At 70.4% G+C, this 22,415-nt stretch carries 21 protein-coding genes and 1 pseudogene; 12 read left to right on the forward strand and 10 right to left on the reverse strand.

The window, feature by feature from the left end; all coding sequences use genetic code 11:
* Positions 1–20: 20 nt before the first annotated feature.
* Positions 21–1,382: a chloride channel protein gene (locus tag ACFVXJ_RS25520; protein ID WP_389665041.1), complete on the forward strand. Its 1,362-nt coding sequence runs from the start codon at positions 21–23 to the stop codon at positions 1,380–1,382.
* Between the two features lie 470 nt (positions 1,383–1,852).
* Positions 1,853–2,668 (forward strand): class I SAM-dependent methyltransferase, encoded by an 816-nt coding sequence (locus ACFVXJ_RS25525; protein WP_389665209.1) that lies wholly within the window; start codon positions 1,853–1,855, stop codon positions 2,666–2,668.
* A gap of 230 nt (positions 2,669–2,898) precedes the next feature.
* Here ACFVXJ_RS25525 and ACFVXJ_RS25530 read toward each other — a convergent pair whose 3' ends face one another.
* A complete protein-coding gene (locus ACFVXJ_RS25530; RefSeq protein WP_389665043.1) occupies positions 2,899–3,723 on the reverse strand; it encodes a hypothetical protein in 825 nt (274 codons plus the stop codon).
* 253 nt (positions 3,724–3,976) lie between these two features.
* Between ACFVXJ_RS25530 and ACFVXJ_RS25535 the strand changes: the two genes are divergently transcribed.
* From ACFVXJ_RS25535 to ACFVXJ_RS25550, 4 genes are all read left to right on the forward strand, one after another.
* Positions 3,977–4,732 carry a (5-formylfuran-3-yl)methyl phosphate synthase gene (locus tag ACFVXJ_RS25535; RefSeq protein WP_389665211.1) on the forward strand — a complete coding sequence of 252 codons (756 nt, stop codon included), beginning with the start codon at positions 3,977–3,979 and terminating at the stop codon, positions 4,730–4,732.
* A gap of 8 nt (positions 4,733–4,740) precedes the next feature.
* A complete protein-coding gene (locus ACFVXJ_RS25540) occupies positions 4,741–6,147 on the forward strand; it encodes an aldehyde dehydrogenase family protein (RefSeq protein WP_389665044.1) in 1,407 nt (468 codons plus the stop codon).
* A gap of 1 nt (position 6,148) precedes the next feature.
* The gene (locus ACFVXJ_RS25545; RefSeq protein ID WP_389665046.1) at positions 6,149–7,255 is read left to right on the forward strand and encodes an NAD(P)-dependent alcohol dehydrogenase; all 1,107 of its coding nucleotides are present in this window, start codon (positions 6,149–6,151) and stop codon (positions 7,253–7,255) included.
* An 82-nt stretch (positions 7,256–7,337) separates the two neighbouring features.
* Positions 7,338–8,243 carry a class I SAM-dependent methyltransferase gene (locus ACFVXJ_RS25550; protein WP_389665048.1) on the forward strand — a complete coding sequence of 302 codons (906 nt, stop codon included), beginning with the start codon at positions 7,338–7,340 and terminating at the stop codon, positions 8,241–8,243.
* Positions 8,244–8,408: 165 nt separating this feature from the next.
* On the opposite strand, the gene ACFVXJ_RS25555 is transcribed toward ACFVXJ_RS25550, so the two are convergent.
* The gene (locus ACFVXJ_RS25555; RefSeq protein ID WP_389665050.1) at positions 8,409–8,942 is read right to left on the reverse strand and encodes an EF-hand domain-containing protein; all 534 of its coding nucleotides are present in this window, start codon (positions 8,940–8,942) and stop codon (positions 8,409–8,411) included.
* Between the two features lie 1,013 nt (positions 8,943–9,955).
* Between ACFVXJ_RS25555 and ACFVXJ_RS25560 the strand changes: the two genes are divergently transcribed.
* Positions 9,956–10,441, forward strand: a complete 486-nt coding sequence (locus ACFVXJ_RS25560) for a hypothetical protein (protein WP_389665052.1) — start codon at positions 9,956–9,958, stop codon at positions 10,439–10,441.
* An 856-nt stretch (positions 10,442–11,297) separates the two neighbouring features.
* Complete coding sequence (locus tag ACFVXJ_RS25565; protein WP_389665054.1) at positions 11,298–12,473, forward strand: glutathione-independent formaldehyde dehydrogenase; 1,176 nt, start codon at positions 11,298–11,300, stop codon at positions 12,471–12,473.
* A gap of 454 nt (positions 12,474–12,927) precedes the next feature.
* Here the strand turns inward: ACFVXJ_RS25565 and ACFVXJ_RS25570 are convergent, their stop codons facing one another.
* The 5 genes from ACFVXJ_RS25570 to ACFVXJ_RS25590 all read right to left on the reverse strand — a co-directional run bounded on the left by ACFVXJ_RS25570 (position 12,928) and on the right by ACFVXJ_RS25590 (position 16,390).
* Positions 12,928–13,230 (reverse strand): DUF2795 domain-containing protein, encoded by a 303-nt coding sequence (locus tag ACFVXJ_RS25570; RefSeq protein WP_389665056.1) that lies wholly within the window; start codon positions 13,228–13,230, stop codon positions 12,928–12,930.
* A 200-nt stretch (positions 13,231–13,430) separates the two neighbouring features.
* Positions 13,431–13,769 (reverse strand): hypothetical protein, encoded by a 339-nt coding sequence (locus ACFVXJ_RS25575; protein ID WP_389665058.1) that lies wholly within the window; start codon positions 13,767–13,769, stop codon positions 13,431–13,433.
* 433 nt (positions 13,770–14,202) lie between these two features.
* Positions 14,203–14,808: a carbonic anhydrase gene (locus tag ACFVXJ_RS25580; RefSeq protein ID WP_389665060.1), complete on the reverse strand. Its 606-nt coding sequence runs from the start codon at positions 14,806–14,808 to the stop codon at positions 14,203–14,205.
* A gap of 151 nt (positions 14,809–14,959) precedes the next feature.
* On the reverse strand, positions 14,960–15,358 hold the full coding sequence (locus ACFVXJ_RS25585) for a hypothetical protein (RefSeq protein WP_389665062.1): 399 nt from the start codon (positions 15,356–15,358) through the stop codon (positions 14,960–14,962).
* 510 nt (positions 15,359–15,868) lie between these two features.
* A complete protein-coding gene (locus tag ACFVXJ_RS25590; protein ID WP_389665064.1) occupies positions 15,869–16,390 on the reverse strand; it encodes a DUF4142 domain-containing protein in 522 nt (173 codons plus the stop codon).
* A gap of 163 nt (positions 16,391–16,553) precedes the next feature.
* Between ACFVXJ_RS25590 and ACFVXJ_RS25595 the strand changes: the two genes are divergently transcribed.
* Entirely contained in the window at positions 16,554–16,907 is a 354-nt protein-coding gene (locus ACFVXJ_RS25595) for a hypothetical protein (protein ID WP_389665066.1), read from the forward strand.
* On the opposite strand, the gene ACFVXJ_RS25600 is transcribed toward ACFVXJ_RS25595, so the two are convergent.
* A complete protein-coding gene (locus tag ACFVXJ_RS25600) occupies positions 16,901–17,497 on the reverse strand; it encodes a hypothetical protein (RefSeq protein ID WP_389665068.1) in 597 nt (198 codons plus the stop codon). The two genes, ACFVXJ_RS25595 and ACFVXJ_RS25600, sit on opposite strands and share 7 nt — an antisense overlap.
* Before the next feature lie 751 nt (positions 17,498–18,248).
* Between ACFVXJ_RS25600 and ACFVXJ_RS25605 the strand changes: the two are divergent.
* The 3 genes and pseudogenes from ACFVXJ_RS25605 (at position 18,249) to ACFVXJ_RS25615 (ending at position 20,568) form a co-directional block, all read left to right on the forward strand.
* A pseudogene (locus ACFVXJ_RS25605) lies at positions 18,249–19,444 on the forward strand (PP2C family protein-serine/threonine phosphatase).
* A gap of 133 nt (positions 19,445–19,577) precedes the next feature.
* Positions 19,578–20,072 carry an SPW repeat protein gene (locus ACFVXJ_RS25610; protein WP_389665070.1) on the forward strand — a complete coding sequence of 165 codons (495 nt, stop codon included), beginning with the start codon at positions 19,578–19,580 and terminating at the stop codon, positions 20,070–20,072.
* Positions 20,073–20,343: 271 nt separating this feature from the next.
* Positions 20,344–20,568 (forward strand): hypothetical protein, encoded by a 225-nt coding sequence (locus ACFVXJ_RS25615; RefSeq protein ID WP_389665072.1) that lies wholly within the window; start codon positions 20,344–20,346, stop codon positions 20,566–20,568.
* A 70-nt stretch (positions 20,569–20,638) separates the two neighbouring features.
* Here ACFVXJ_RS25615 and ACFVXJ_RS25620 read toward each other — a convergent pair whose 3' ends face one another.
* Both ACFVXJ_RS25620 and ACFVXJ_RS25625 read right to left on the reverse strand, forming a co-directional pair.
* The gene (locus tag ACFVXJ_RS25620) at positions 20,639–20,824 is read right to left on the reverse strand and encodes a hypothetical protein (protein WP_389665074.1); all 186 of its coding nucleotides are present in this window, start codon (positions 20,822–20,824) and stop codon (positions 20,639–20,641) included.
* Between the two features lie 644 nt (positions 20,825–21,468).
* Entirely contained in the window at positions 21,469–22,332 is an 864-nt protein-coding gene (locus tag ACFVXJ_RS25625) for a LysR family transcriptional regulator (RefSeq protein WP_389665076.1), read from the reverse strand.
* Positions 22,333–22,415 lie beyond the last annotated feature (83 nt).

Here is a 22,415-nt window from a genome sequence, read left to right on the forward strand (position 1 = left end):
ATGCCGAGGAGTTGATGCGCATGCCGTCGGCCGAGAGTCCCGTCGGGGCACCTGTGGCGCCGCCGCCGGACCCCTTCGCCCAGGTCAGGACCCGCGGCTATGTGGGTCTTCTGGTCATGGCAGCGGTGCTCGGGGTGCCGATCTCCGCAGGGGCGTACGGCTTCCTGGCGCTGGTCGGTGCGCTTCAGTCCTGGACGTACACAGACCTGCCCAAGACGTTGGGCTTCCAAGGGACCCCACCCTGGTGGCCGCTGCCGCTGCTCGCGGTGGCGGGCCTGCTGGTCGGAGCGACCATCCGCTACCTTCCCGGGACGGGCGGCCACAAGCCGGCCGAGGGGCTGTCGATGACGGGCGCGCCGAAGCCGCTCGAGCTTCCCGGCATTCTCATCGCGGCCGTGGCCACGCTGGGGCTCGGCGCTGTCCTCGGACCCGAGGCGCCGCTCATCCTGCTCGGCGGGGGCGTTGCCGTCCGGGTGGTGCGCCTGCTCAAGCCGGAGCTGCCGCCGCGGGTCGACGCCGTGGTCGGGGCAGCGGGGAGCTTCGCGGCGGTCAGCACCCTGCTCGGGTCACCCATCACGGGGGCCTTCCTCCTCATGGAGGTGTCGGGCATCGGCGGGCCGATGCTCGGGATCGTGCTGGTGCCCGGCCTGCTCGCCGCCGGCATCGGCTCGCTCGTCTTCATCGGCCTAGACAACTGGACCGGCCTCGGCACGTACTCCCTCGCCATTCAGGACGTACCGCACGCCAACGCGCCCACCGGTGCCGAATTCGGCTGGGCACTGTTGATCGGACTCGCGGCGGCGCTCGCGGGCACGGGCATCCGATGGCTCGCCCTGCTGCTGCAACCGCGCGTCGAACGGCACCGCATCCCCGCCACCGTGCTGATGGGCCTGACGATCGCAGGGCTCGCCATCGCCTACGCCCAAGGCTCAGGCAAAGCCGCGACCGAGGTCCTGTACTCGGGGCAGAACGCCCTCGGCCCCCTAGTGGCCCACAGCACCGACTACACCGTGGGCAGCTTGATGCTGCTCATCGCGTGCAAGGGGTTGGCCTATTGCGTCTCACTCAGCGCCTTCCGGGGAGGCCCGATCTTCCCCGCGATGTTCCTGGGGGTGGTGGGCGGGATCGCTCTCTCACACCTTCCAGGCCTACAACTGACCCCCGCGTTCGCGATGGGCATCGGAGCCATGTCGGTCGCCATGCTCAAACTCCCGCTGACCTCGGTGCTGCTGGCCACCCTGCTGCTGGGGACGCAGGGCCTCACCGTCATGCCCCTGGTGATCGTCACGGTCGTGGTCTCTTACGTCGTGACGCTCAGGCTCAGCCCTGCCCCGACCGGCGACACCAGGACCGGCACGCGGAAAGACTCCGCTCCGGCATGAGAACCCTTGAGCCCCACCTCGGCGGGGTCGGCCGCGGCCGACCCCGCCGTTCATGACGTCTCTTGGGCGGTACACCCGCGCGCTGCATGTGCCGATCCAAGATGCCCACAACACACCTGGCACACACGACAGCCGTCCGGTCGGTTTGCGCCGGCGGTGAAGCCTTGATCAGCGCCGGTCCCGGCGGTCGTCCCGCCGGTATTCACGGTCGTCCCCGGCGGTCCTTGCGCCGGTCACCACGGCGACCGACCCGGTGGGCGACGACAGCTTCCGTGCCTGCGACGGCCGCTGTGCCACGTGCCGCTTCGCCCAACTGCTTTCGGTCGAAACGGGCGAGCGAGTCACAAAACGATTCTGTGAGAGACGAGCTGCCCACCTCGCCGTCACCCACCATGCCCGGGCCGCCGCCCAACCCAGGACGCTACGCTGGCGCGGTGACTGATGAGCAGGAGCGGGTGCAGCCGTCGGGAGTGTGGGCCACGGCGGTGGGGGTGGCCAGGGTGCGGGCGCTGGAGACCGAGCGGGAGAACGCGCTGTTCCGCGACCCACTGGCGCAGGCCTTCGCCACCGCCGGCGGCCTGTGGCCCTCGTCGCCGCCGCTGCCCGATGACGAGGCCGCGCGCCGCCGCCGGCTGGCCGTCTCGTTCTCCATCGTCATCAGGACGAGGTTCCTCGACGACCTGTTGCAGCGGGCCTCCGCGTCCGGGGTCCGGCAGGTCGTGCTGCTCGGCGCCGGCATGGACAGCCGGGCCTTCCGTATGGACTGGCCCGAGGGCACCCGGCTATTCGAGGTCGACACCGCCGCCCCGCTGGACTTCAAGGCTTCGGTGCTGCGCCAGGAGCGGGCCGTCGCACGCTGCGAGCGAATCACCGTCGCGGTGGATCTGCGTGAGGACTGGCCAGGCGCGCTGGCCGCAGGAGGGCACGACCCGGCCGCGCCGACCGCCTGGATCGCCGAAGGGCTGCTGATCTATCTGCCCGAGGACGCGGTGGAGCTACTGCTGGCCCGGATCAGCGAGCAGTCGGCGGCAGGCAGTCGGATGGGGCTGACACTGGGCTCGCGCGGCGTGATCGAGCGCTTCAGCGCGGACGCCGCGCCGGGATCGGCGGCGTCCATGTGGATCTCGGAGATGCCGGACGACCCGGTGGGCTGGCTGGCCGAGCACGGCTGGGAGGCCGACAGCCACACCCTGCGCGAGCGCGCCGCCGCCTACGGCCGCCCGATCAACACCCCACCGCAGCACGAGGAACGGCCCGGCGGCCTGATCTCGGCGGTCCGCCGGTAGACCGCCTTCCGGTTCCCTTTCTTCGAATCATGATCGGAAGTTCCTGCGTCTCACCTCACCGCGAACCGCAGGCTTGATGCGCACCCGCCCCCGCATCCGGGCACGGGATCGCCCAAACCGGTCCGCTCGCCGTCCCGGCCGTCCACAAGGCCGCCCCGAAGGACGGCACATCCACAACCGTCACGAGGGTCCCGTCCGGTATCCCGGGCGGGGCCCCCAGCGTCGAACTGTTACGGGATCACGAGGTAGAACGCCTGGTCGGCAGCTGCGCCGTTGGTGCCGGTGGTCACGCGGATCGAATTGCCGGGGCACGTGTTGTGGTTGCGTGACACCCGGACCTCGCTGTCCCAGTCGGCCGAGGCGCTCGGTGTGGCGGCCGGAACGGCCCTGCCGGCGTCGATGCCCGAGACCAGCACGACGCAGTACACGCCGGTCTCGGGCTTGCTCACCGAGGCGATGGTGCTGGTCTTCTGGACGATGCTGCCGCTCGGGCCGACCGAGGTCGCGTCCTGGGCATACGGGGCCCTGACCGTGTTGGTGGGGTCGGCCGCCATCACGATCCCGCCGAAGGCGGCACCGGCGGTGACAACGCCGAGACCGGCGAGGAGCAGCTTGGTACGCATTCGCATGGGAACCGTGACATGGGTACGGCATCTCACCAGCGTCCGCCCGGTCGCACCGCGCACGCCGGATGCACAAACCAGAGCGCCCGAGCCTGACCAGCCCGGCACGGCGCACCAGCGCACCGGCACGACTCCGCCGCAGTCCTGCCACTTGCACACGCACGCCTCCCCCGGGCCCGTGTACGCCACCCCGTGGTGTTCCACCGCAACCGAGCCCGCCGAGCCGGCGCCCCGCAGACCGCCGGCCAGGCCGGCGTGTGGCACGGTCAGCCGGCTCACCGACGAGGCTACCGTCGGCCCCGGGGGTACTTCGATCTTGTCGTGCGCCAGGAGCCGGGCAACAACCTGGTGGCGCTCGAACTGCGGGCGCATATCCGTGCCGGCCACCGGGCCGGGGAAGTCGGGATGCCGGCGGCGGCGGCAGTTCACCACCAGGTCCGTCTCCGGCGTCAGGCGGCCGGAGCGGAGGCCCGCGAGGGACCAGCCGAGGTGAAACGTCACTGGTAGGACGAGTTCGTGCCGGTATGCACGGCGCACTGCACGTGGCACTTGCGCCCCATGCGAACTCTGCGCGCCCTACCGGTTGCCACCTGTGACGGAAAGGATGAACGCACCGCACATGAACCAGGCGATCCGCACACCCCTGTCCGTCGGCCAGGTGGACATGCGGCGGAAGGAGCTCATGGTGTTGCTTCTCATCTCCCCGGACAGCGTCGAGGAAGCCCTCGATTGTGTGAAGGCTGCGGAGCACCTCGACATCGTCGACGTCAAGAAGCCCGACGAGGGCTCGCTCGGCGCCAACTTCCCCTGGGTCATCAGGGAGATCCGCGACGCGGTACCAGCGGACAAGCCAGTGTCCGCGACCGTGGGTGACGTCCCGTACAAGCCCGGCACGGTGGCGCAGGCCGCGCTCGGCGCGGTCGTCTCCGGCGCCACGTACATCAAGGTCGGCCTCTACGGGTGCACGACGCCCGAACAGGGCATCGAGGTGATGCGCGGGGTCGTCCGGGCAGTGAAGGACCACCGCCCCGACGCGCTCGTCGTCGCCTCCGGCTACGCCGACGCCCATCGCATCGGCTGCGTCAACCCGCTCGCCCTGCCGGACATCGCCGCCCGATCCGGTGCCGACGCGGCGATGCTCGACACCGCCATCAAGGACGGGACGCGGCTGTTCGACCACGTTCCACCGGAGGTCTGTGCCGAGTTCGTAGGGCTGGCCCACGCCTCCGGTCTGCTGGCCGCTCTCGCGGGCAGTGTCCGGCAAGCCGACCTCGGTCCGCTGACCCGCATGGGCACGGACATCGTGGGCGTGCGGGGAGCGGTCTGCGAGGGCGGCGACCGCAACGCCGGGCGGATTCGGCCGCATCTGGTGGCAGCCTTCAGGGCGGAGATGGACCGCCATGCCCGGGAGCACGCTGTCGGCGTCCCCGCCGTGAACTGACCGCGGGCATGCCGACGCCTGAAGCCGGAAGCGTCCCCGCCGGACGCCGAGTCGTACGTCTCCCCGTCGTCGACCCGGCCACCGGAGAGACCTTCGACGAGGTCGCCGACCAACAGCCGGGCGAGTTGGACGACGTGGTCGCCCGTGCCCAGCGAGCCTGGCATGGCTGGCGCGCCGACCCCGCCGCCCGCACCTCCGCGTTGCGCGGCGCGGCCGACGCGGTGGCGACGGCCGGCGACGACCTCGCCCGGTTGCTCACCCGCGAACAGGGCAAGCCCCTGGCCGAGTCGTACGCGGAGGTCGCCCGCACTGCGGCCCGTCTGCGCTACTTCGCCGACCTGGCCCCCCGGACCCGCCGGATCGACGACGGCCGACCCGTGCACAGTGAGATCCGCTGGCGCCCCCTCGGACCCGTCGCGGCGATCGTGCCGTGGAACTTTCCCCTCCAGCTCGCGGCGGCGAAGTTCGCGCCCGCGCTCGCGGCGGGCAACACCATGGTCCTCAAACCGTCGCCGTTCACTCCGCTCGCCACCCGGCTCCTCGGCTCCGTCCTCGCCGCCGCTCTGCCCCAGGACGTACTGACCGTCGTCACCGGCCGCGAACCCCTCGGTTCCCGGCTCGCGTCCCACCCGGGGATCCGCCACGTCACCTTCACCGGTTCGGTGCCCACCGGGCGGGCCGTCGCCGCAGCGGCGGCGGCCTCACTCGCCCGGGTCACCCTGGAGCTGGGCGGCAACGACGCCGCCCTCCTGCTGGACGACGTCGACGTGGACCGGATCGCGGACCGGCTGTTCTGGGCGGCGTTCCGTAACTGCGGGCAGGTGTGCATGGCGGTCAAACGCGTCTACGTCCCGGCCCGGCTCCACGCCGAGGTCGTCGAAGCCCTCGCCCACCGCGCGAAGAGCGTCACCGTCGGACCCGGCCTCGACCCCGAAACCCGGCTGGGACCGCTCAACAACGCCCCGCAGCTGGCCCGGGTCGAACAGCTCACGCGGCAGGCCTTGGCCGACGGCGCCCGGGCGGCGTCCGGCGGCCACCGGCTGGACCCGCCGGGATACTTCTTCGCTCCCACGATCCTCACCGACGTCCCGCCCGGCAGTGTGGTGGTGACCGAGGAACAGTTCGGACCGGTTCTGCCGGTGCTGCCCTACCGGAGCCTCGACGAAGCCGTCGACGCGGCCAACGGCACCGAATTCGGACTCGGCGGCTCCGTATGGGGCACCGATCTCGACCGGGCCGAGGCAGTGGCCGATCAGCTCGAATGCGGCACGGTCTGGATCAACCACCATGCCGAACTGTCCCTCGCCCAGCCCTTCGCAGGCATCAAGGACAGCGGAGTCGGCGTCGCCGGCGGACCGTGGGGGCTTTACGGGAACCTCCGGCCCTTCGTCTTCCACCGCCCGCAGGAGGGATGACGTGAAGTTCCGGGCCGCGGTACTGCGCTCGTACGAGAACCCGTTCACGGTCGAGGAGGTGACCCTGCGAAGCGAACCCGCCGCGGGCGAGATTCTGGTCGAGATCGCAGGCTCCGGGATGTGCCGGACCGACCTCGCGGTCCGGCGATCCGCCGGCCGCAGCCCGCTGCCCGCCGTCCTCGGGCACGAGGGCTCCGGGGTCGTGGTGCGGACGGGCAGCGGCCCTGACGTCGCGATCAACGTGGGTGACCACGTCGTGCTGAGCTTCGACTCCTGCGGACACTGCCGTAACTGCCTCGGCGCGGCCCCCGCCTACTGCGACTCGTTCGCCTCCCTCAACCTCTTCGGAGGACGCGAGGAGGAACTGCCGCGGCTCACCGACGCGACCGGGAAAGCACTGGCCCCCCGTTGGTTCGGCCAGTCCTCGTTCGCCGAGTACGCGCTCGTCCCTGCCCGCAACGCCGTCCGGATCGACCCCGCACTGCCGCTCGAACTGCTCGGGCCCCTCGGCTGCGGCTTCCTCACAGGCGCCGGAGCCGTACTGAACACCTTCGGCGCGAGTCCCGGCGACACCCTGGTGGTCCTCGGCGCCGGAGCCGTGGGCCTGGCCGCGGTGATGGCGGCCACCGCCGCCGGCGTAGTGACCGTGGCCGTCGACCGGAACCACCAACGGCTCGCCCTGGCCGAACGGTTCGGCGCGATCCCACTGCCCGCCGGGGCGACCGGACTACCCGAGAGGATCCGACGGCTGACCGACGGTGGCGCGCAGTACGCCCTGGACACCACGGCCGCCCCCCAGCTCATCAACAACGCGCTCCAGGCCCTGCGCCCCACCGGCAGCCTCGGCCTGGTGGCACGCCTCCACACCGCGCTCTCACTCGAACCGGGCACGCTCGACCGCGGCCGCGGCATCCGCCACATCTGCGAAGGGGACGCCGTACCCGGAGTGCTGATACCCCGGTTGACCGGGCTGTGGCAGGCCGGCCGCTTTCCCTTCGACCAGTTGATCCGCACCTACCCGCTGGCCGACATCAACGCGGCCGAACGCGACTGCGACGCGGGCCGCGTGGTGAAACCCGTCCTGCTCCCGGAGCGAACGAACCGATGAGCCGGGCCTGCGACACCACGCGGACCCACCCCGTCCGACAAGCAGACACTCCACACCCGCCACTCCCGCCAACGGAGGAAACATGCCCGGCACGGCCCCGCAGCAGACGGACACGGAAGGCGTGGACGGAGGTGTGGGCCTGACCGCCCTCCTGGTCGCCGCGGCACGGGCGATCGAGACCCACCGCCACGACAGCCTGGCCCAGGACGTCTACGCGGAACACTTCGTGCACGCCGCCCCGGCCTGCGCGCACTGGCCGGTACGTATCGAGCAGGTCCCGGACGGGGACGACAACCCGCTGTGGGGGCGCTTCGCCCGCTACTTCGGCCTGCGGACCAGGGTCCTCGACGACTTCCTGGTCCAGGCGGCCGGCACGAAAGCCCGCCAAGTGGTCCTGCTGGGCGCCGGGTTGGACACTCGGGCCTTCCGGCTGGACTTGCCGTCCGACGTGGTGGTCTTCGAGATCGACAGGGCGGGCGTGCTGGCCTTCAAGCAACAGGTGCTCACCGGTCTGTCGGCTGCCCCGAAGGTCGAGCGCGTCCCCGTACCGGTCGACCTGCGCGCGGACTGGGTCATCGCGCTGACCAACGCCGGCTTCGACCCGGCCGCGCCGAGCGTCTGGCTGGCCGAGGGGCTCCTCTTCTACCTGCCGGGCCCCGCCGAGACGTACCTCATCGACGCGGTGGACAGGCTGAGCACCGCGGGCAGCGCTCTGGCCTTCGAGGCCAAGCTGGAGAAGGACCTGCTGGCGTATCGGGACAGTGCGATCTACACGGCGACGCGAGAACAGATCGGCATCGACCTGCTCCACCTCTTCGACACGGGACCACGACCCGACTCCGCGGGCGACCTGACGGCCAAGGGCTGGTCCACCTCGATGCACACGCCCTTCGACTTCTCCCGCCGGCACCGACGCGGCCCGCTGCCCGAGCCGAACGACGCCCTGGAGGGAAACCGGTGGGTGTTCGCGCACAAGCCCCGATCATGACGTCCGCAGCGCTCACTACGACGTCCCACACGGCCCCCGGCCCGGCATCCCCTGGCCGGCCCGAGGGTGCCTCGCTACGGCTGCCGCCCGAGCCCGGGACGGCGGGCGCGTTCGATGACGAGCGAGCGCCGGCGTCCCGGGACAGCCGCTGACGGGCCGGTCGTGTCAGGCGGCCCCGACAGCCACCAGCTGGTCGCCCGGGATCCCGGCCAGGTCCGGCGCGTAGTATTCCTCGATGCCGGTGGCCCACGCTGCCACGGTGATGCGGTCGTCGGCGTCCGGGCCGAAGGCGTCGAAGAGCGCGTGGATGTTCGCCTTCTCGAAGCCGATCGCCGTCATCAGCGATTCGAAGAGCGGGCGCTCGATCAGGCCGTCCTTGTCGGGGTCGCCGAGGGCGGAGAGCGCCCGGGCGAACTCGGCGATCGTGGGACCGAAGCGCTCGGGGTCGAGCACGAACGGACGGAACTCCTCGACGGTGATCACACCGTCGCCGTTGGCGTCCAGTTCCGTGGCCAGGGTCGTCCAGTAGCGGCGGAACGCGGCCCGGATGGCGGCCTTGGCGCCGTCGTCCGACGCGACCGCCGCCTCCAGAACACGGCCGGTCATCAGGTCGAAGTCGTCGGAGTCGATGACTCCGTTGCCATTGGCGTCGAAGAGGGAAAAGACCAGCTCGACTCGCTTGGCAGCCTCGGTTCGCATGTCCGTCACCTGTCTTCAGTGGCCCGTCGATCCGGGCCCGGCTCGATGAGTGCCTCCACGTAACCGTGCTGAGGCGGAGACGTGACGGTGAATCGGTCTCTGTTACCGGAAGGAGTGAGTTCGCCGACGATCAGTCCGGCGGGTCGGACCTGGTGTTGTCCTCGAGAACCAGCTTCTTGACACCAGGACGCACGGCGCTCGGGGGGCCTGGCAGACAGGACACCGGACACCGCAAGACCGGGCACCCGGACGGGCGGGCCGGGGAACATGCCGCAGCGTCCGATGTGCCGGTCCGCAGGCGGGCTCTGGAGGTGATCGATCGCATCATGCGTGGGGTCCGGGGTGGCGATGACGCCGCCATCGACGCTCTCTTGTTCGACCTGGCCGCTGTTGCCGACACCACCGCCCTGCTGCACCTGCGCGAGCGGTTGTACCAGCCCATGTGAAGGGTCCGCGTTCATCCACGGCGCGGGAACAGGTCACCGCCCTCCACCGACTGCGGAATGCCGTTCCAAGCCGACCCGGGACGACGGGGTACCTCACGGCCGTCGGCGAGCAGCTGCCGATCCACGGCATCGTGGATCGGTACATCCGGCCGGCGAGACGGCCTCGCCCGCCGGGCGCCGGGCGCCGGACGCCGGACGATGGGTCGAGCGGGTGGAGTGGGGGCCACGGCGCCCGGTCAGGCGCAGCGGCGGGCCGGCCTCGACCCCGACGATGTCCACCTGGACGACGCGCACTCGATCGAGTGCGCGGCGGCGGCCCCGCCGTCTGGGTCCCGGACCCGGGCGTCGAGTGACCGGGAGCAGTGCGGGGCGCCACCCGCAGAGTGTCCCCTTAGCTGTGTCAAGCCACGTTTTTCAGTGGTCTGACAGGAAGTGTCGCCATCGGGCCTACTTGAGGTGTGGCCACCTCGGGATGCGACAGCACAGCGAATCCCAACGCGTGACCACTTCCCGTACACCCGCCCCAGCAGCCTCGGCCGCTGGACGCACACACTTCAAGGAGCTCTCATGTCCCACGACGTCCACACCCCCGCTGCCACCCTCCGGCCCCAGCGGCGCATCTCGCGCTTCGTGATGCCCATCGCCTCGGCCGTCGTCATCTCCGGAGCCATAGCGCTACCGGCGTCCGCGGCGATCCATTCCCCGCCATCGTCCCCAGTCAGCATCGTCGCCGATGACAACAACCCCTTCGTCCAGCACGGCGGCGGTGCCTACGGGCCGCAAACGTGTCAGCAAGGCTTCGTCTGGCGCGACAGCTTCGACGGCGACACCCAGTGCGTGACGCCGGCCGAGCGCCAGGTGGCCCACGACCAGAACCCCAACCGTCAGCCCGGCGGCGGTGCCTATGGCCCGCACACGTGCAAGCCCGGGTATGTCTGGCGTGAGAAGTTCGACGGCGACACCCTCTGCGTCACACCGCAAGAACGCCACAACGCCAAGCAGGGCAGGCTGATCGACAACGGCCCGCACCTCATCGGGATACCGGGAGAGTAATTTCCCGTACGGGAGTCCCCGTCCCGCCGCTCACCGGTGTGGGTCCGGGGCTCCCACTGTTCTTGCCGCCGTTTGCGAGCTGTGAAGGTCGCGCGATCGGACGACTGGACCGCGCACGGCCCACCAGTCGCCGTATGTGCTGCCAAGGTGCTCGTGCTGAAGACCTGGCTTCGCCAAGTCGCGGTCGAACTCGGCGGGTGGGCCGGCGAACGGCTGTGCCGCCGCATGCACCTCGTTGCAGGGCGCACGCGACCTGCGGCGATTCCGGCTCGCCGGACAGACCGCCCAATCCCGGCAGCGGCAGCGGCAGCGGCAGCGGCAGCGGCAGCGGCAGCCGACCGTACAACACGAGCACCAAGGGCGCCCTCCCGTCATGGACGGCCCGCTGTCCTCCCGGCTGTCGCTGACGCGTTGCGGGTGTCGCATCGTTCGGTGGAGCGGTGCAGAAGGAAGTGGCGCGAGGGCGGTGCGGCCAGTGTCGCTTCGAAGGGTTCGCCCAGGCGTCCCAGGCCCTCTGACAAACGCTCGTGGGCCGGGGCGAGACGGTCCGGGTCAGGCGACCTGGTGCTTCGAGTGCGCCCTTGGTCGGTGTCGTCCGGGTCCGGAGATCCGCTGATCAGTCGGGGCGTGGTTGGTTTACGTCTTAGGTCGAGGGGTAGCCGGAAGGCACGCCGCCGCAGCGCCGAGGGTGCTTGGGGAGCCGGCGGCGGCGCCACCGTTCCGCCTGAACCGGGTGAACGGCCCGCAGAGGCGTCCGGAGCCGCAGACCCGACGTACCGATGCAACAGTCAGGCTGTGCGCTCCGCCTCCATCGCAGCCGTGCTGCGGTCATGCCGCAGCGCCGAGAGAAGCGATCATGAGAGCAGCGGTATATGAAGGCCCGCGAACGGTCACAGTGACGGACGTGCCGGACGCGAAGATCGAACACCCCTGCGATATCATCGTCAAGATCACCGCCACCAACATCTGCGGTTCGGACCTGCACATGTACGAGGGCCGCACCTCGTTCGAGTCCGGCCGCACCATGGGGCACGAGAACATGGGCCAGGTTGTGGAGGTCGGCCCGGCCGTCCGCAAGGTCAAGATCGGCGAGTATGTGGTCCTGCCCTTCAACATCGCCTGCGGCTTCTGCAAGCAGTGCGAGCGGGGGCTGACCAACTACTGCCTGACCATGCAACCGGAACCGGCCCTCGCCGGAGCCGCCTACGGATTCGCCGACATGGGCCCCTACCAGGGCGGCCAGGCAGAACTGCTGCGCGTGCCCTACGGCGACTTCAACGCGCTGCGTCTGGGCGAGGATGCCGCCGAGCGGCAGACCGACTACGTGATGCTCGCCGACATCTTCCCCACCGGCTATCACGCCACCGAGATGGCCCACGTCAAACCGGGCGACCAGACCATCATCTTCGGGGCCGGCCCGGTCGGGCTGATGGCGACCTACTCCGCCCTCCTCAAGGGCGCCGGACGCGTCTGGGTAGCAGACCACCAGCCCGACCGGCTGCGCAAGGCGGAGGAGATCGGAGCCATCCCGATCAACACCGCCGAGCAAAACCCGGCGGAGGTCGTCAAGGAGGCCACCCTCGGGCTGGGCGCCGACAACGGCTGTGAATGCGTCGGCTACCAGGCACACGACCCCGAGGGACATGAGGACGCCAGCCTCACGCTCAACGGTCTGATCGACTCGGTCAGGTTCACAGGCGACATCGGCGTGGTGGGGGTGTTCCTGCCCCAGGACCCCGGCGGTGCCGAGGCCCAGGGGGACCTGGAGGCGCAGGGCAAGGTCCCGATCGACTTCGGCATGATGTGGTTCAAGGGCCAGCACATGGGCACCGGGCAGGCGCCGGTGAAAAAGTACAACCGGGCGCTGCGGGATCTGATAGCCGGCGAGAAGGCAAAACCGAGCTTCGTCGTCTCCCACGAACTCAGCCTGGATGAGGCCCCCAGCGCCTACGAGCACTTCGACGCCCGCGACGAGGGCTGGACCAAGGTGGTCCTGCACCCCGACGGACACGGGAACGGCCACAAGCGGTAAGGAACCTGAGGGCCGGCGTCCCGCCTGTACCGCAGCACGCGAGCAGCCGCGACCTCCAGCACCGCCTACTGCTACGCATGCGGGGCGAGCCCGGTTCGCCTGTCTTTCCCAGGGCCGGCCCCGCCGCCGTGTGCGTGTGCCGCTCCGCCGCCCCGCAAGTCGCGACAAGGCCATCGACTCCCTGCACCGCCGTGAGCCAGGAAGCAAGAAGTGCGATGCCCGGCGCGCCAGCTGCGCAAGGACGCCGAACGGGGCGGGCGTACCGCATGCGAAGGCCAACCAGAGTGCCAACGAGTCATTCACCCTTGGGCCCGCGTCCGCGCTCCGAACGCGGACGGCTGCTGCGCCACCCCTCGTGCTCTTGCGAACGGTCCCAGGGAGCCGACTGACCCCCGGAAGGCTCTGCGCCCCTCTGGGGGCATAGAGCCTCCCTTAAAGCAGGTGCGGCCGCCTATCACTCCGTCGACCATGTGAGGCGCGGCCATCCTTGCTGCCGTCTTCTACCCCTTCGCAACGCGCCAGGCTCGACCGTGCGTTTCGGGGCTCCCGCCGCCGGGTCGTCGAGAGCACGTGACACGTCGGCGGGCCTCTGGCACCGGCCGTCTTCGGGGAGCCGTCGGCCGGCGTCCAGTAGGTAACCGGGGGCGTTGGCCTCCTCCAGCGCCGTCACCAGGCTTGCCCTGTCGGTCGGGAAGGCTGTGCGTTCGAGGTGGCGGGCCACTTCGGTCTGGAGACTGCCGGGCGCAGAGGCGACCACCGGGTCGTCGTCGGCACCACGACGGCCTCGCCGCCGGCCGCAGCCGTACTGAGCACCAGAGCGTCGTCTGCCCTGGCGGGGCTGGCATGGGCGGCGCCGAGCTGCTCGGCGTCGGACCGCCGTACGGCCGGCTGATCAGGCCCGTCTCCGACCCACACTCACGGTGCAGGTCCGGGGCCGTGCCCCGCAGAGGGAGTGTGTCAGCCGCCCTGGAAGCCCCATAGGACGAAGCACACCGCGTAAAGCAGGAAAGTGGTCAGGTGCGCGCAGACCAGGGCGGTGAAGGCGCCGATTCCGCCCAGGACCAGGCCGCGGGCCCGCGCGTCCGCTCTGGAGGACAACCGCCAGGAGGCCGATGTCAGGGCCGGCGGAACGGCGTACGGCAGGGCCAGCCATGCTGTGGCGGCAACGATCGGGGAGGAGCGGTAGCCCCACACTCCAGCCGGTAGCGCCGCCACGCTGAGCACGGCCGGGGCCAGCCACCACGACGGAGCCAGGGGCCGGATCGCTTGAGGCGTCAGCGGAGGAGTCGCGTTCATGACCCCATTGCACCGCCCGGCCGGCAGCATCCGCATGGGTGCACGTACTCAGATCGCCGATCCGCGTACCCATGCCCGACGATGGCGCATCGCCAAGCTGGGAGTCAGCAAGCTGGTATACAGGAAGAGGGGGAGTTCCTCCGAACCTGGGGCTTTCTTCACAAGGCTGCGTCCTCTAGGGCGAACCATGCCTTCGACGTGGACAACGCTCTCCTTTGAGGTGACGGCCGGAAGCATGCACTCCTCCGCGGCCAACCACGCGCGGCAGCCGGTCAGGCTGAACACAGGACTGCGTCGGACGGCACGGCGATACGGGCGGCACGGGCGGTACGGGCACGATGTCGCCCAGCGAGACGGGAAATGTCACGGCTTATGGTTGTCCCGCCGCCGCAGTGCAAACCGGATCACTGCGGCAGCGGGACCGAGACGCTCGCTACAGCGGGCGGAAGGTGCGTGCAGCCGGGTCCCAGTTGAGGATCGCGCTGGTGTCGTCGTCGTAATACCAGGTGTGGACCCGGAGTTTGCGGGTTGCGATGCGCCGGGTGACACAAGGATACGTACGCAAATGGTGGAGCTGGGCGAGCAGGTGGCGCTGCTCCACGGCGCGCGTACGGTCGGCTCCCGTGGCTTCCCCGGTGTCTCGGGTGTGGGGGTGGTGGGCGGCCAGGTTCAGCCAGTTGCGGGTCAATGGGAGTCGAGGGTCGATTTGGTCGTTCGTCAGGGCCCGTACGGTCGTGCAGCGAGTGTGGCCGCACAGGATGACGTCGGTGACACGCAGGGAGCCGAGAGCGAACTCCAGGGTTCCGCCGATGCCGCATTGGGCGTCGGCCCGGTAGCGCGGCACGATGTGGCCCGCGGTACGCAGTTCGAGGAGCTCGCCCGGTGCCGCTCCGGTGAGCAAAGCGGGCGTGATGCGGGAGTCGGAGCAGGTGATGAACAGCGCCTGCGCCGCCGGGCCGTCGCCCGGCTGCTGGGCTTGCCTGTGAGGATCAGCGGGCGGAGGGGAGAAGGAGCGGGCATGGCTGATGAAGGAGTGCATGATCGACCTCGGACTCTGGTGTGTCGGCAGGAGACGGTGACCGGCCTGTGCTCCGCATCACGGCTGGGGGTCCCCCGGGCACGGGCCCGGGGCGGGACGTCCGCCGGCCGGAGGCGGCAACGGAAGCAGTGCCCTCGAAGCACCTTGCCGATCAGCAGCGCAATACCTGCAGCATGGCGAGATCCGGGGGATTCCCCGCCTCGGTGACGTCAACACATCGCGCCAAGGGCAGGTCTCGCGGCGCCGGCACGCCGGTTGCCGGGGCCGCCGGTGACCCGTCCGGGAGATGACGCCTGCGGTGGCGGACACGGGACGCCCCTACGATCGGCGTGTTCACGGTCTGGCACGGCTCTTGGCCGTCCCGCTCGTCACCGGCATCGCCACCGGCATCGCGACCGGCGAGAGGCTGCTGCCCCGCAGCCGGACCGGCGATCGATGAGCTGCCGGGCCCCACTTCCGCGTCACCGAAGGCACCGCCATGGCCGAGCGCCAGATGCAACAGCAGCACCGAGACCAGCAGCATCACTGCGGCAGCTGCCCTGCGCACCATCGCCCCCTCCCCGGTAGCCCGTGTCGCCCTGGCGACTCCTTTCGACCCCAACGCCCGGGACACCGCCGGAGTTCCGGGACCAAGTACGCACCATCGGGCGCCAACGACACTGCCGCCGGCGCGGGATGCCCGGCACCAGTCAGTCCGGCGGGGACAGGCGGCACACCCCAGGGCGCGCCCGCGATCGACTGAATGCCGCAGGGCACAAGTGAGGTGTGACTTGGATGGGGAGCCCACCCAGTCCCAGCGACCCCAGGAGTCCCCCGAGGCTGATCAGGCGTGGCCGCAGCCGCGGCGCGGCCACACCCCGGTCGGCGCAGGCAGCCGTCCGGTGGCGCGCGCGCAGGACAGCCACGGTGGCGGGCGTGACATTCTGATCAGGCGCCTGCAGTCGAGCCGGACAGACATGCATGCGAAGCGGCTCACCTCGGCGCGGGGCTACATGAGGCCCGCTCCCAATCGCTACAAAACCGTCGGGTCGGCTCGCAGGGCCGGATGGCTCGCAGCCACCTACATGGTGTGGCAGGTGCCGCCACGGACCATGTCGAGGTGTAGGGCAACGACCGGGCGAGCCTTCTTGGCGGCGTTGGTGACGGCCGCGTCCGTGCCCGAGCGGATTTGTGTGTCGATCAAGGCCAGGGTCTGGGTGTGGGCGGCTTCCTGATTCTTGAGCCACGCCGCGTCGTATCCGGCCGTTCCGGCCTTCTCCGTGACGCCCCGCAGGGCCTGCTGCTGTTCCACGGTGGGTGCGGCCGGCAGCACTGTCTTGCTCTTTACAGCCAGGGCTTTGAGGTCCCTGTCGAGCTTCTGGTGGTCGGTGACCAGTCTCGCGCCCACCGCTTTCACGCAAGGGGTCATAGCGCTCTTCTGCGCGTCCTGACCAGCGGCGATCTCGGCCAGGTTGCCCTGGTGGGCGGACCTCACGAAATTGGTGTCCTGGTCACCGACGGGTACGGCGGCCAGCGCCGCCGGTGCACACATCCCGGTCACCACCGTCGCTGCGGCAGCCACCCCCAACAGTCGCTTACGCATGGCATCCATCTCCCTCACGCGACCTGGGCTCGGCGAGCCACACCTTGGGCCGCGTCATGCCCCTACCCGTCCCGCATGAGCCCAACGTCAGGGCTCGCACGAGCACCCTTGCCTGGCCGACCGAACGACGGGCCGTGGCCCCAGGTTGTGCCGCCGAGGACCGGTGGCCGGCCTGGCCAGGCTCGAGGGCTACCTGATCAGCCAGGCCGCCCGCCGCGAGGCCGACGAGGCGGGCGAGAACTTCGCCGAGGCGCTCTCCTGGCTGGGCCCCGACGAACAACGCGTGATCGCCGAGCGTTTCGCCCAACACCACCTGCGGCTCAAGTGGCAGATGCTGACAGCCGTCGTGGGCGGAGCCCAAGAACCCAAAGCCGAATACGGCTCCGCTACACGGTCCTTCGCCGCGCCTGGTCGGCCTCACCGTACCGCCTGCGGTTTCCTGACCGGCACCGCGCCCGGCGCGACTGCGACACCGCAGTGGCCTGCCCCACCGGCCTGTCGCGGGCGCATTCAGTGAGTGAGGTGCCAGTCCGGGACCGTGGGCATGTGCGGGGAGAAGGAGCGGGCGCGCTGCCAGATGCCGTGGAGTTGTTCGGTCGGGCGTTGTTGTTCGCCGTGGAGGGCGTTGAGGATGACCAGGCTGCCGGTCAGGGCGGGGACGGCCCATTGCAGGCATGCCAGGTGGCGTTGTGCCCTGTCGGTGTCGATGGGGTGCTTCGCCGCTTTCTCGGCATCCTGTGGATCGGTGGAGGCGGCGAGTTCGATCTTCTTGCCCAGGACGCGACTGTAGGCGGTGGCCGCGAGGGCGGCGCCGGTCAGGACGGTCTTGGCGAGAGTCGAGGCCGCGACGCCCTGCTGCGCGGCGACGCGCGGCGCGTTCGCCACGAGCAGTCCCCCGGAACCGAACAGGTGCGCGGCGATCGCCGCGGCGTTGACGGGGGTCCACTTCGCCCAGCCGGCGCTCGCGATCCGCGCCGAGGTGGCCCAGGTGCCGCCCTCGTCCACGGCGGCGCCGTTCAGGCCGACCGCCCCCATCAGCGATCCGCCGAACCAGGCGGCCAGTCCCACATCGTGAAGGCTGCGCAGCGTCGTGTGACGATCGGACATGACCGGCTCCCTTGCCCAGGCGGATGAAGGCCCCGGCGAGCGGCCGGTGCCGTGACCACCGTCGTTCACCGGCCGCCGGCCTGCCATCGGACTGGTACGAACGGAGCACACACCGACACCTTGGCAGGGACGGAGCCGAGGACCCGAATCTTTGCCCCAGGAAGCGTCCAGGGCGGGGCGTGCCGGCCAGGGCAGCGCTTTCGGTATGCCTGATTTCCGGCGCCGGGTCTGGTGGCGGGGCGGGGCGGCCCGAATAAGACCGGGCAGACCCCTCGTGAGGGGTTCGGTGCTCGGGGGCGTCAAGCCCGCGGAGCCGGTGGGTTCTCCTGATGGCCGTGAGTGTCACGCGGTGCAGGGGCCATGTCCGTGCTGGACGGGTGTGTTCCACAAGGTCCCGGCTTGCTAGGAGGAGGCACTGGAGCGGTCGGGGACCCAGGCGTCGAGATTTGTGGTCGAGACCGCGGGGCCTGTGCGGACGGTCTACTTGTACGACGGGCCGCCCGCCCGGCGACGCCCGGTGTAGCGGCTCCCCACCGGTGAGGGAGGCGATTGGGCCGTCAGGTCAGGTCGCAGGCGAGCGCTATCCGGGGCACGGCAGGTGCCGTGCATGACTCCGACGATCCACGACCGCCAGAGACCGGTTCCAGGTGTCGTACGTGGCCGGCCATGCGTTCATCGGCTGGGATGGGGAAGAGGATGGCAACACGACAGGCCGGAGGGTCTTCCAGTGCCCGACACCTACTACAAGGACATGCTCACCGGGCTGCTCCGGGCGAGCCATGTCACCACGTTCGAGCAGTTGCCCGCGCTCGTGGCGGAGCACGCTTCGCGGGCGGGCTTCGGCCGGGTACGTATCTACGTCTGCGATCTTCGTGAGGACATGCTGCGGCAGGTGACCGGTGAGGGAATCGATGCCGGCCGCGGCGGTGAGGAGCTGCGGGTCGACACGACCTTGGCCGGGCGTGCCTTTCAGAGCATGCGGGTGGTGTCCGCGAGTGCCGAGGAGCACCGGTTCCATTGGCTGCCGCTGTTGGACGGTACGGAGCGTCTGGGTGTCTTGGGTGTGGGTACGGAGGAGGAGCCGGACGCCGAGGCGCGGGAGGCCATGGGAGATCTGGCGTCGTTGGTCGGGATGATGTTGGTGGCGGCGCGGGCGCACAGTGACTCCTACGCGCGGCTGATCCGGTTGGAGCCGATGTCGGTGTCGGCGGAGATGCAGTGGACGCTGATGCCTCCGCGGACCTTCACCGGGCCGCGGGTGACGATCGCGGCCGCGATGGAGCCGGCCTACGCCACCGCCGGGGATGCCTTCGACTACGCCCTGGCCGCGGATGTGGCTCATCTGGCCGTCTTCGACGCCATGGGGCACGACACGGCCGCCGGCCTGACCGCGAATCTCGCCATGGCCACCTGCCGCAACCAGCGCCGCCAAGGCGCGAGCCTGAATTAAGCACGTGACGGCATCGAGGCGATGCTGATCGAGCAGTTCACCCTCGACCGGTACGCCACCGCCATCCTCGCCGACCTCGACCTGAACAGCGGGCTGCTGTCGTGGATCAACTGCGGCCACCCGCCGCCCATCCTCATCCGCGAGGGCCGCTGGATCACCACACTCGAACGCGCCCCACCCATCCGCTGGGAACCGACCTCGGCCTGCCCGCCCACGTCCACCGCGAACAGTTGGAGCCCGGCGACCGCCTCGTCCTCTACACCGACGGCATCACCGAAGCCCGCGACCACGCCGGCCGTGAATTCGGCCTGGCCCGCTTCGTGGAATTCATCGTCCGGGCCCAGGCCGACGCCCTGCCCGTCCCCGAAACCCTGCGCCGCCTGGTCCACGCCGTCCTCCAACACCACGACGGGCAACTCGGCGACGACGCCACCGTCCTGCTCTGCGAATGGCACGGCCACCAGCCGGCGCCGCCCACGGGTGCTCATGGCCCGTAGGGATCTCGCAAGCCCGCTCGCCGACGCCCTCCACCCGAGACTGCGGCGGAACGAATGCTTAGCGGCACCTACCGGGGTAGGCGCGCCTGTGAGGTTCGGCTAGCAGCCGTCTGTTGAAAGCGAGGAGGCTCTCATGACGGTGCACAGTCATCACAGTGTTGCGCAGGCACGGGTCAGTGGCGGTAAGAGCCTGCGCCGGAGTCAGCACGATGACATTCTCGGCCTGCTGATGCTGCTCGTGGCCCTGGTTTTGTGCCTGGCGCCGATGGCCCTGCAGGACGGCCCCAAAGACGCGCAGATCAACGAGGTCATCGTCGGCACGATCGTATTGTTCGCAGCCGGCTCACGCCTCTACCGAGGGGCGGACATGCGCTCCGACGTGATCATCCTGCTCTGCGGGGCGTGGCTGGTCGCTTCCCCCTTCGTCCTCGGGCTGCAGAAGACCGCGTTCACCGACAGCAATCGGGTCTACGACGTAGTCCTCGGCGCCGCTCTCATCGTGCTGGCGCTGGTCGGCATGGCGTTGCTGCGGGCCGCCAAGCGTTCGGAGACCGGCGGCCCGACCGAGCAGCTGCCGGCCCACCGGGTCGCACCAAGCCCGGACCGGACAGCGCCGCCGCGGCCGTAGAACCGTCGGGGGCACCGGTGCCGCCGCTCAGGCAGCGGGTCAGTGGGCACCCTGCGGGTGCCCGCCCATTCAGGTACGAACGCGGCTGTTGACGCCGTCGTGGCGGTCACCGGGCCCGCGCCGGCCGGAGGTGGACATGGCTTGGGGAGAGACCTCGTTCACCCGCCGCCGCCCGGCACCGGCCCGCACCGGCCCGACGTGCGGACATGCTGTCGAATGCCTGCCGCGTGGCAGCGTGGAAGGCACCCCTGCGAGTGCGAGGAGTTCCCTCATGGGCGGTACGCCAGACAAGCGGCCCTGGTCCGGCAAGGGACCCGACGAGGTACGGCCGCGGTCGCAGATCCCGACCGGGCAGGGCCCGGTCCATCCGAGTGCACTGCTGATCCCCCTCCTGGCCGGCCATGACCTGCGGCTGCTCTACACTCCTGCCCGGACCGTCCACCACGCTTCCCGTGGGTACCGCGGCGACGGCAAGACCGATGCGAAGAACACCTGAGGTCAGCGCCGGGTGCCGGGCGACGTAGCCACCCGGATGACCCGAACCCATGGCCTGCCGGTTCAAGGGTTCAGGACACCATGGCGTAGACCGCCACGCCCAGGACGAGGAGGACCAGGGCCAGGACGACCGTGCAGGTGAGACGGAACCCGAATCTGCTCCAGTACTCCGCCCGCCAGCCGTCGGGAGTGTCGGTTCGCCAGACCGACGGGATGTCGACGCGGCCCTCGACGATAGCCGCCGCGGCCCGCCGCACATCCCCGGGGTGATAGGTAATAGGTCGGAGCCGCCCCGTACGTGCCCCGGCTCTCCCCGCCGAACCGTCGCACGCGGACATCCGCCCGACCAGCGGCGCCCGGCAGCCACTCCTCACGCACCGGCCACAGCTCCGCGACCTCGCGACTGTCCAGCCAGGGCTCCTCCTGGTGCGCTGACTCTGATGCTCCCCGATCCGGCGTTCGCGACATAGTTCCCCCAGTTGCGGCTAACGCCCAGTACACACCCGCCGCCCCACATGCCGACAGAGCCCTACGACCAGCATGCGATCCGTGTGCTCTCCAGCTCGTGGACGAGTTCGCCGCCGAGCAGGAAGTCTCGAGAGGGCTTCCACGGACCAGGTTCACTGAGACGAAGCCACGGGCCTGTCTCAGTACACCTGAGCCCAGGCCGGACTACAGAGATCCGCTGGTTCACTTCACTGCGACGGGGCGCTTCTCCTCGAGACTGATCGTCCCGACACCCGATGTCCGCCTCGGGCAATCCGGTCCCTGCCTCGAATGATCTGGTCCGATTCGTTCGCCGTCCCAGATGATCTGGCCCCGCAGGTCTGCTTCTTCGGTCTCGCCGGCCCTGGTGGCATCTGAGCTGTGCCGGGTGCGGACCGATGGGGGTGGAAGCTGGTCATAGCCGTGTGGCCGTGCGGATCAGGCCGGCCAGGGCGAGGGAGCGGCTGTGGGCGGGCCAGGCGATGTGGGTCACGACGGGAGGCGCGTCGGTCAAGGGGACGGCGGTGTGCTCGGCCCACAGCCAGGAGCGGGCGGAGTCGGGGACGACCGCCACGGTGCGTCCGAGGGCGATCAACTGGGCCAGTTGCGTCTGGTTGTGGACCTCGGGGCCCGGGCCGGGGGCGTAGGTGCCGTGGGTGGGCCAGCGGGCGAGCGGCAGATCGGGGACGTCCCTGACATCGGCCAGGGACAACGTCTCGCGGGCGGCGAGGGGGTGCCCGGCAGGCAGGACGGCAACCTGTCCCTCGGTCGTCAGTGCCTCGCTGTCGAACCCGGCGAGGGAGTTCCACGGCGTGTGCATGAGCGCGACGTCAGCGCGTCCGTCGCGCAGCAGCTCTTCCTGCTCGGAAATGCCGCACGGCAGCACCTCGATCTCGGCGCTGTCGGGCTCGGAGGCGTAAGCGTCGAGAAGTTTCCGCAGCAGTTCGTGGGACGCGGCGGCCTTCACCGCGAGGACCAGCCGACCGCGGGGGCCGCCCGGGCTGTCGGCACCGCCGGCGCGCCGGGTGCGGCGAGCGGCGGCAGCGGTCGCGTCGAGAGCCGCCCGACCCTCGTGCAAGAGCACCTCTCCGGCGCCCGTCAGGCGGACGCCACGGCGGTTGCGCTGCAGCAGGCAGACGCCGAGGCGCCGTTCGAGCTGCTGGATCGCCCGCGACAGGGGCGGCTGGGCCATCCCGAGGCGCTCGGCGGCGCGCCCGAAGTGAAGTTCCTCGGCGACGGCCACGAAGTACCTCAGCTCGCGGGTCTCCAGGGTGTCCACGGCCGCAGCATACGCGGTGATACCTGGCAGGTATGACAGGACACCGTATCGGTGTTGGCCGCGCCACTCGTCCGCGAGCCAAC

This window comes from Streptomyces sp. NPDC058279 (genome assembly GCF_042881255.1).
Classification (GTDB): Bacteria; Actinomycetota; Actinomycetes; order Streptomycetales; family Streptomycetaceae; genus Streptomyces.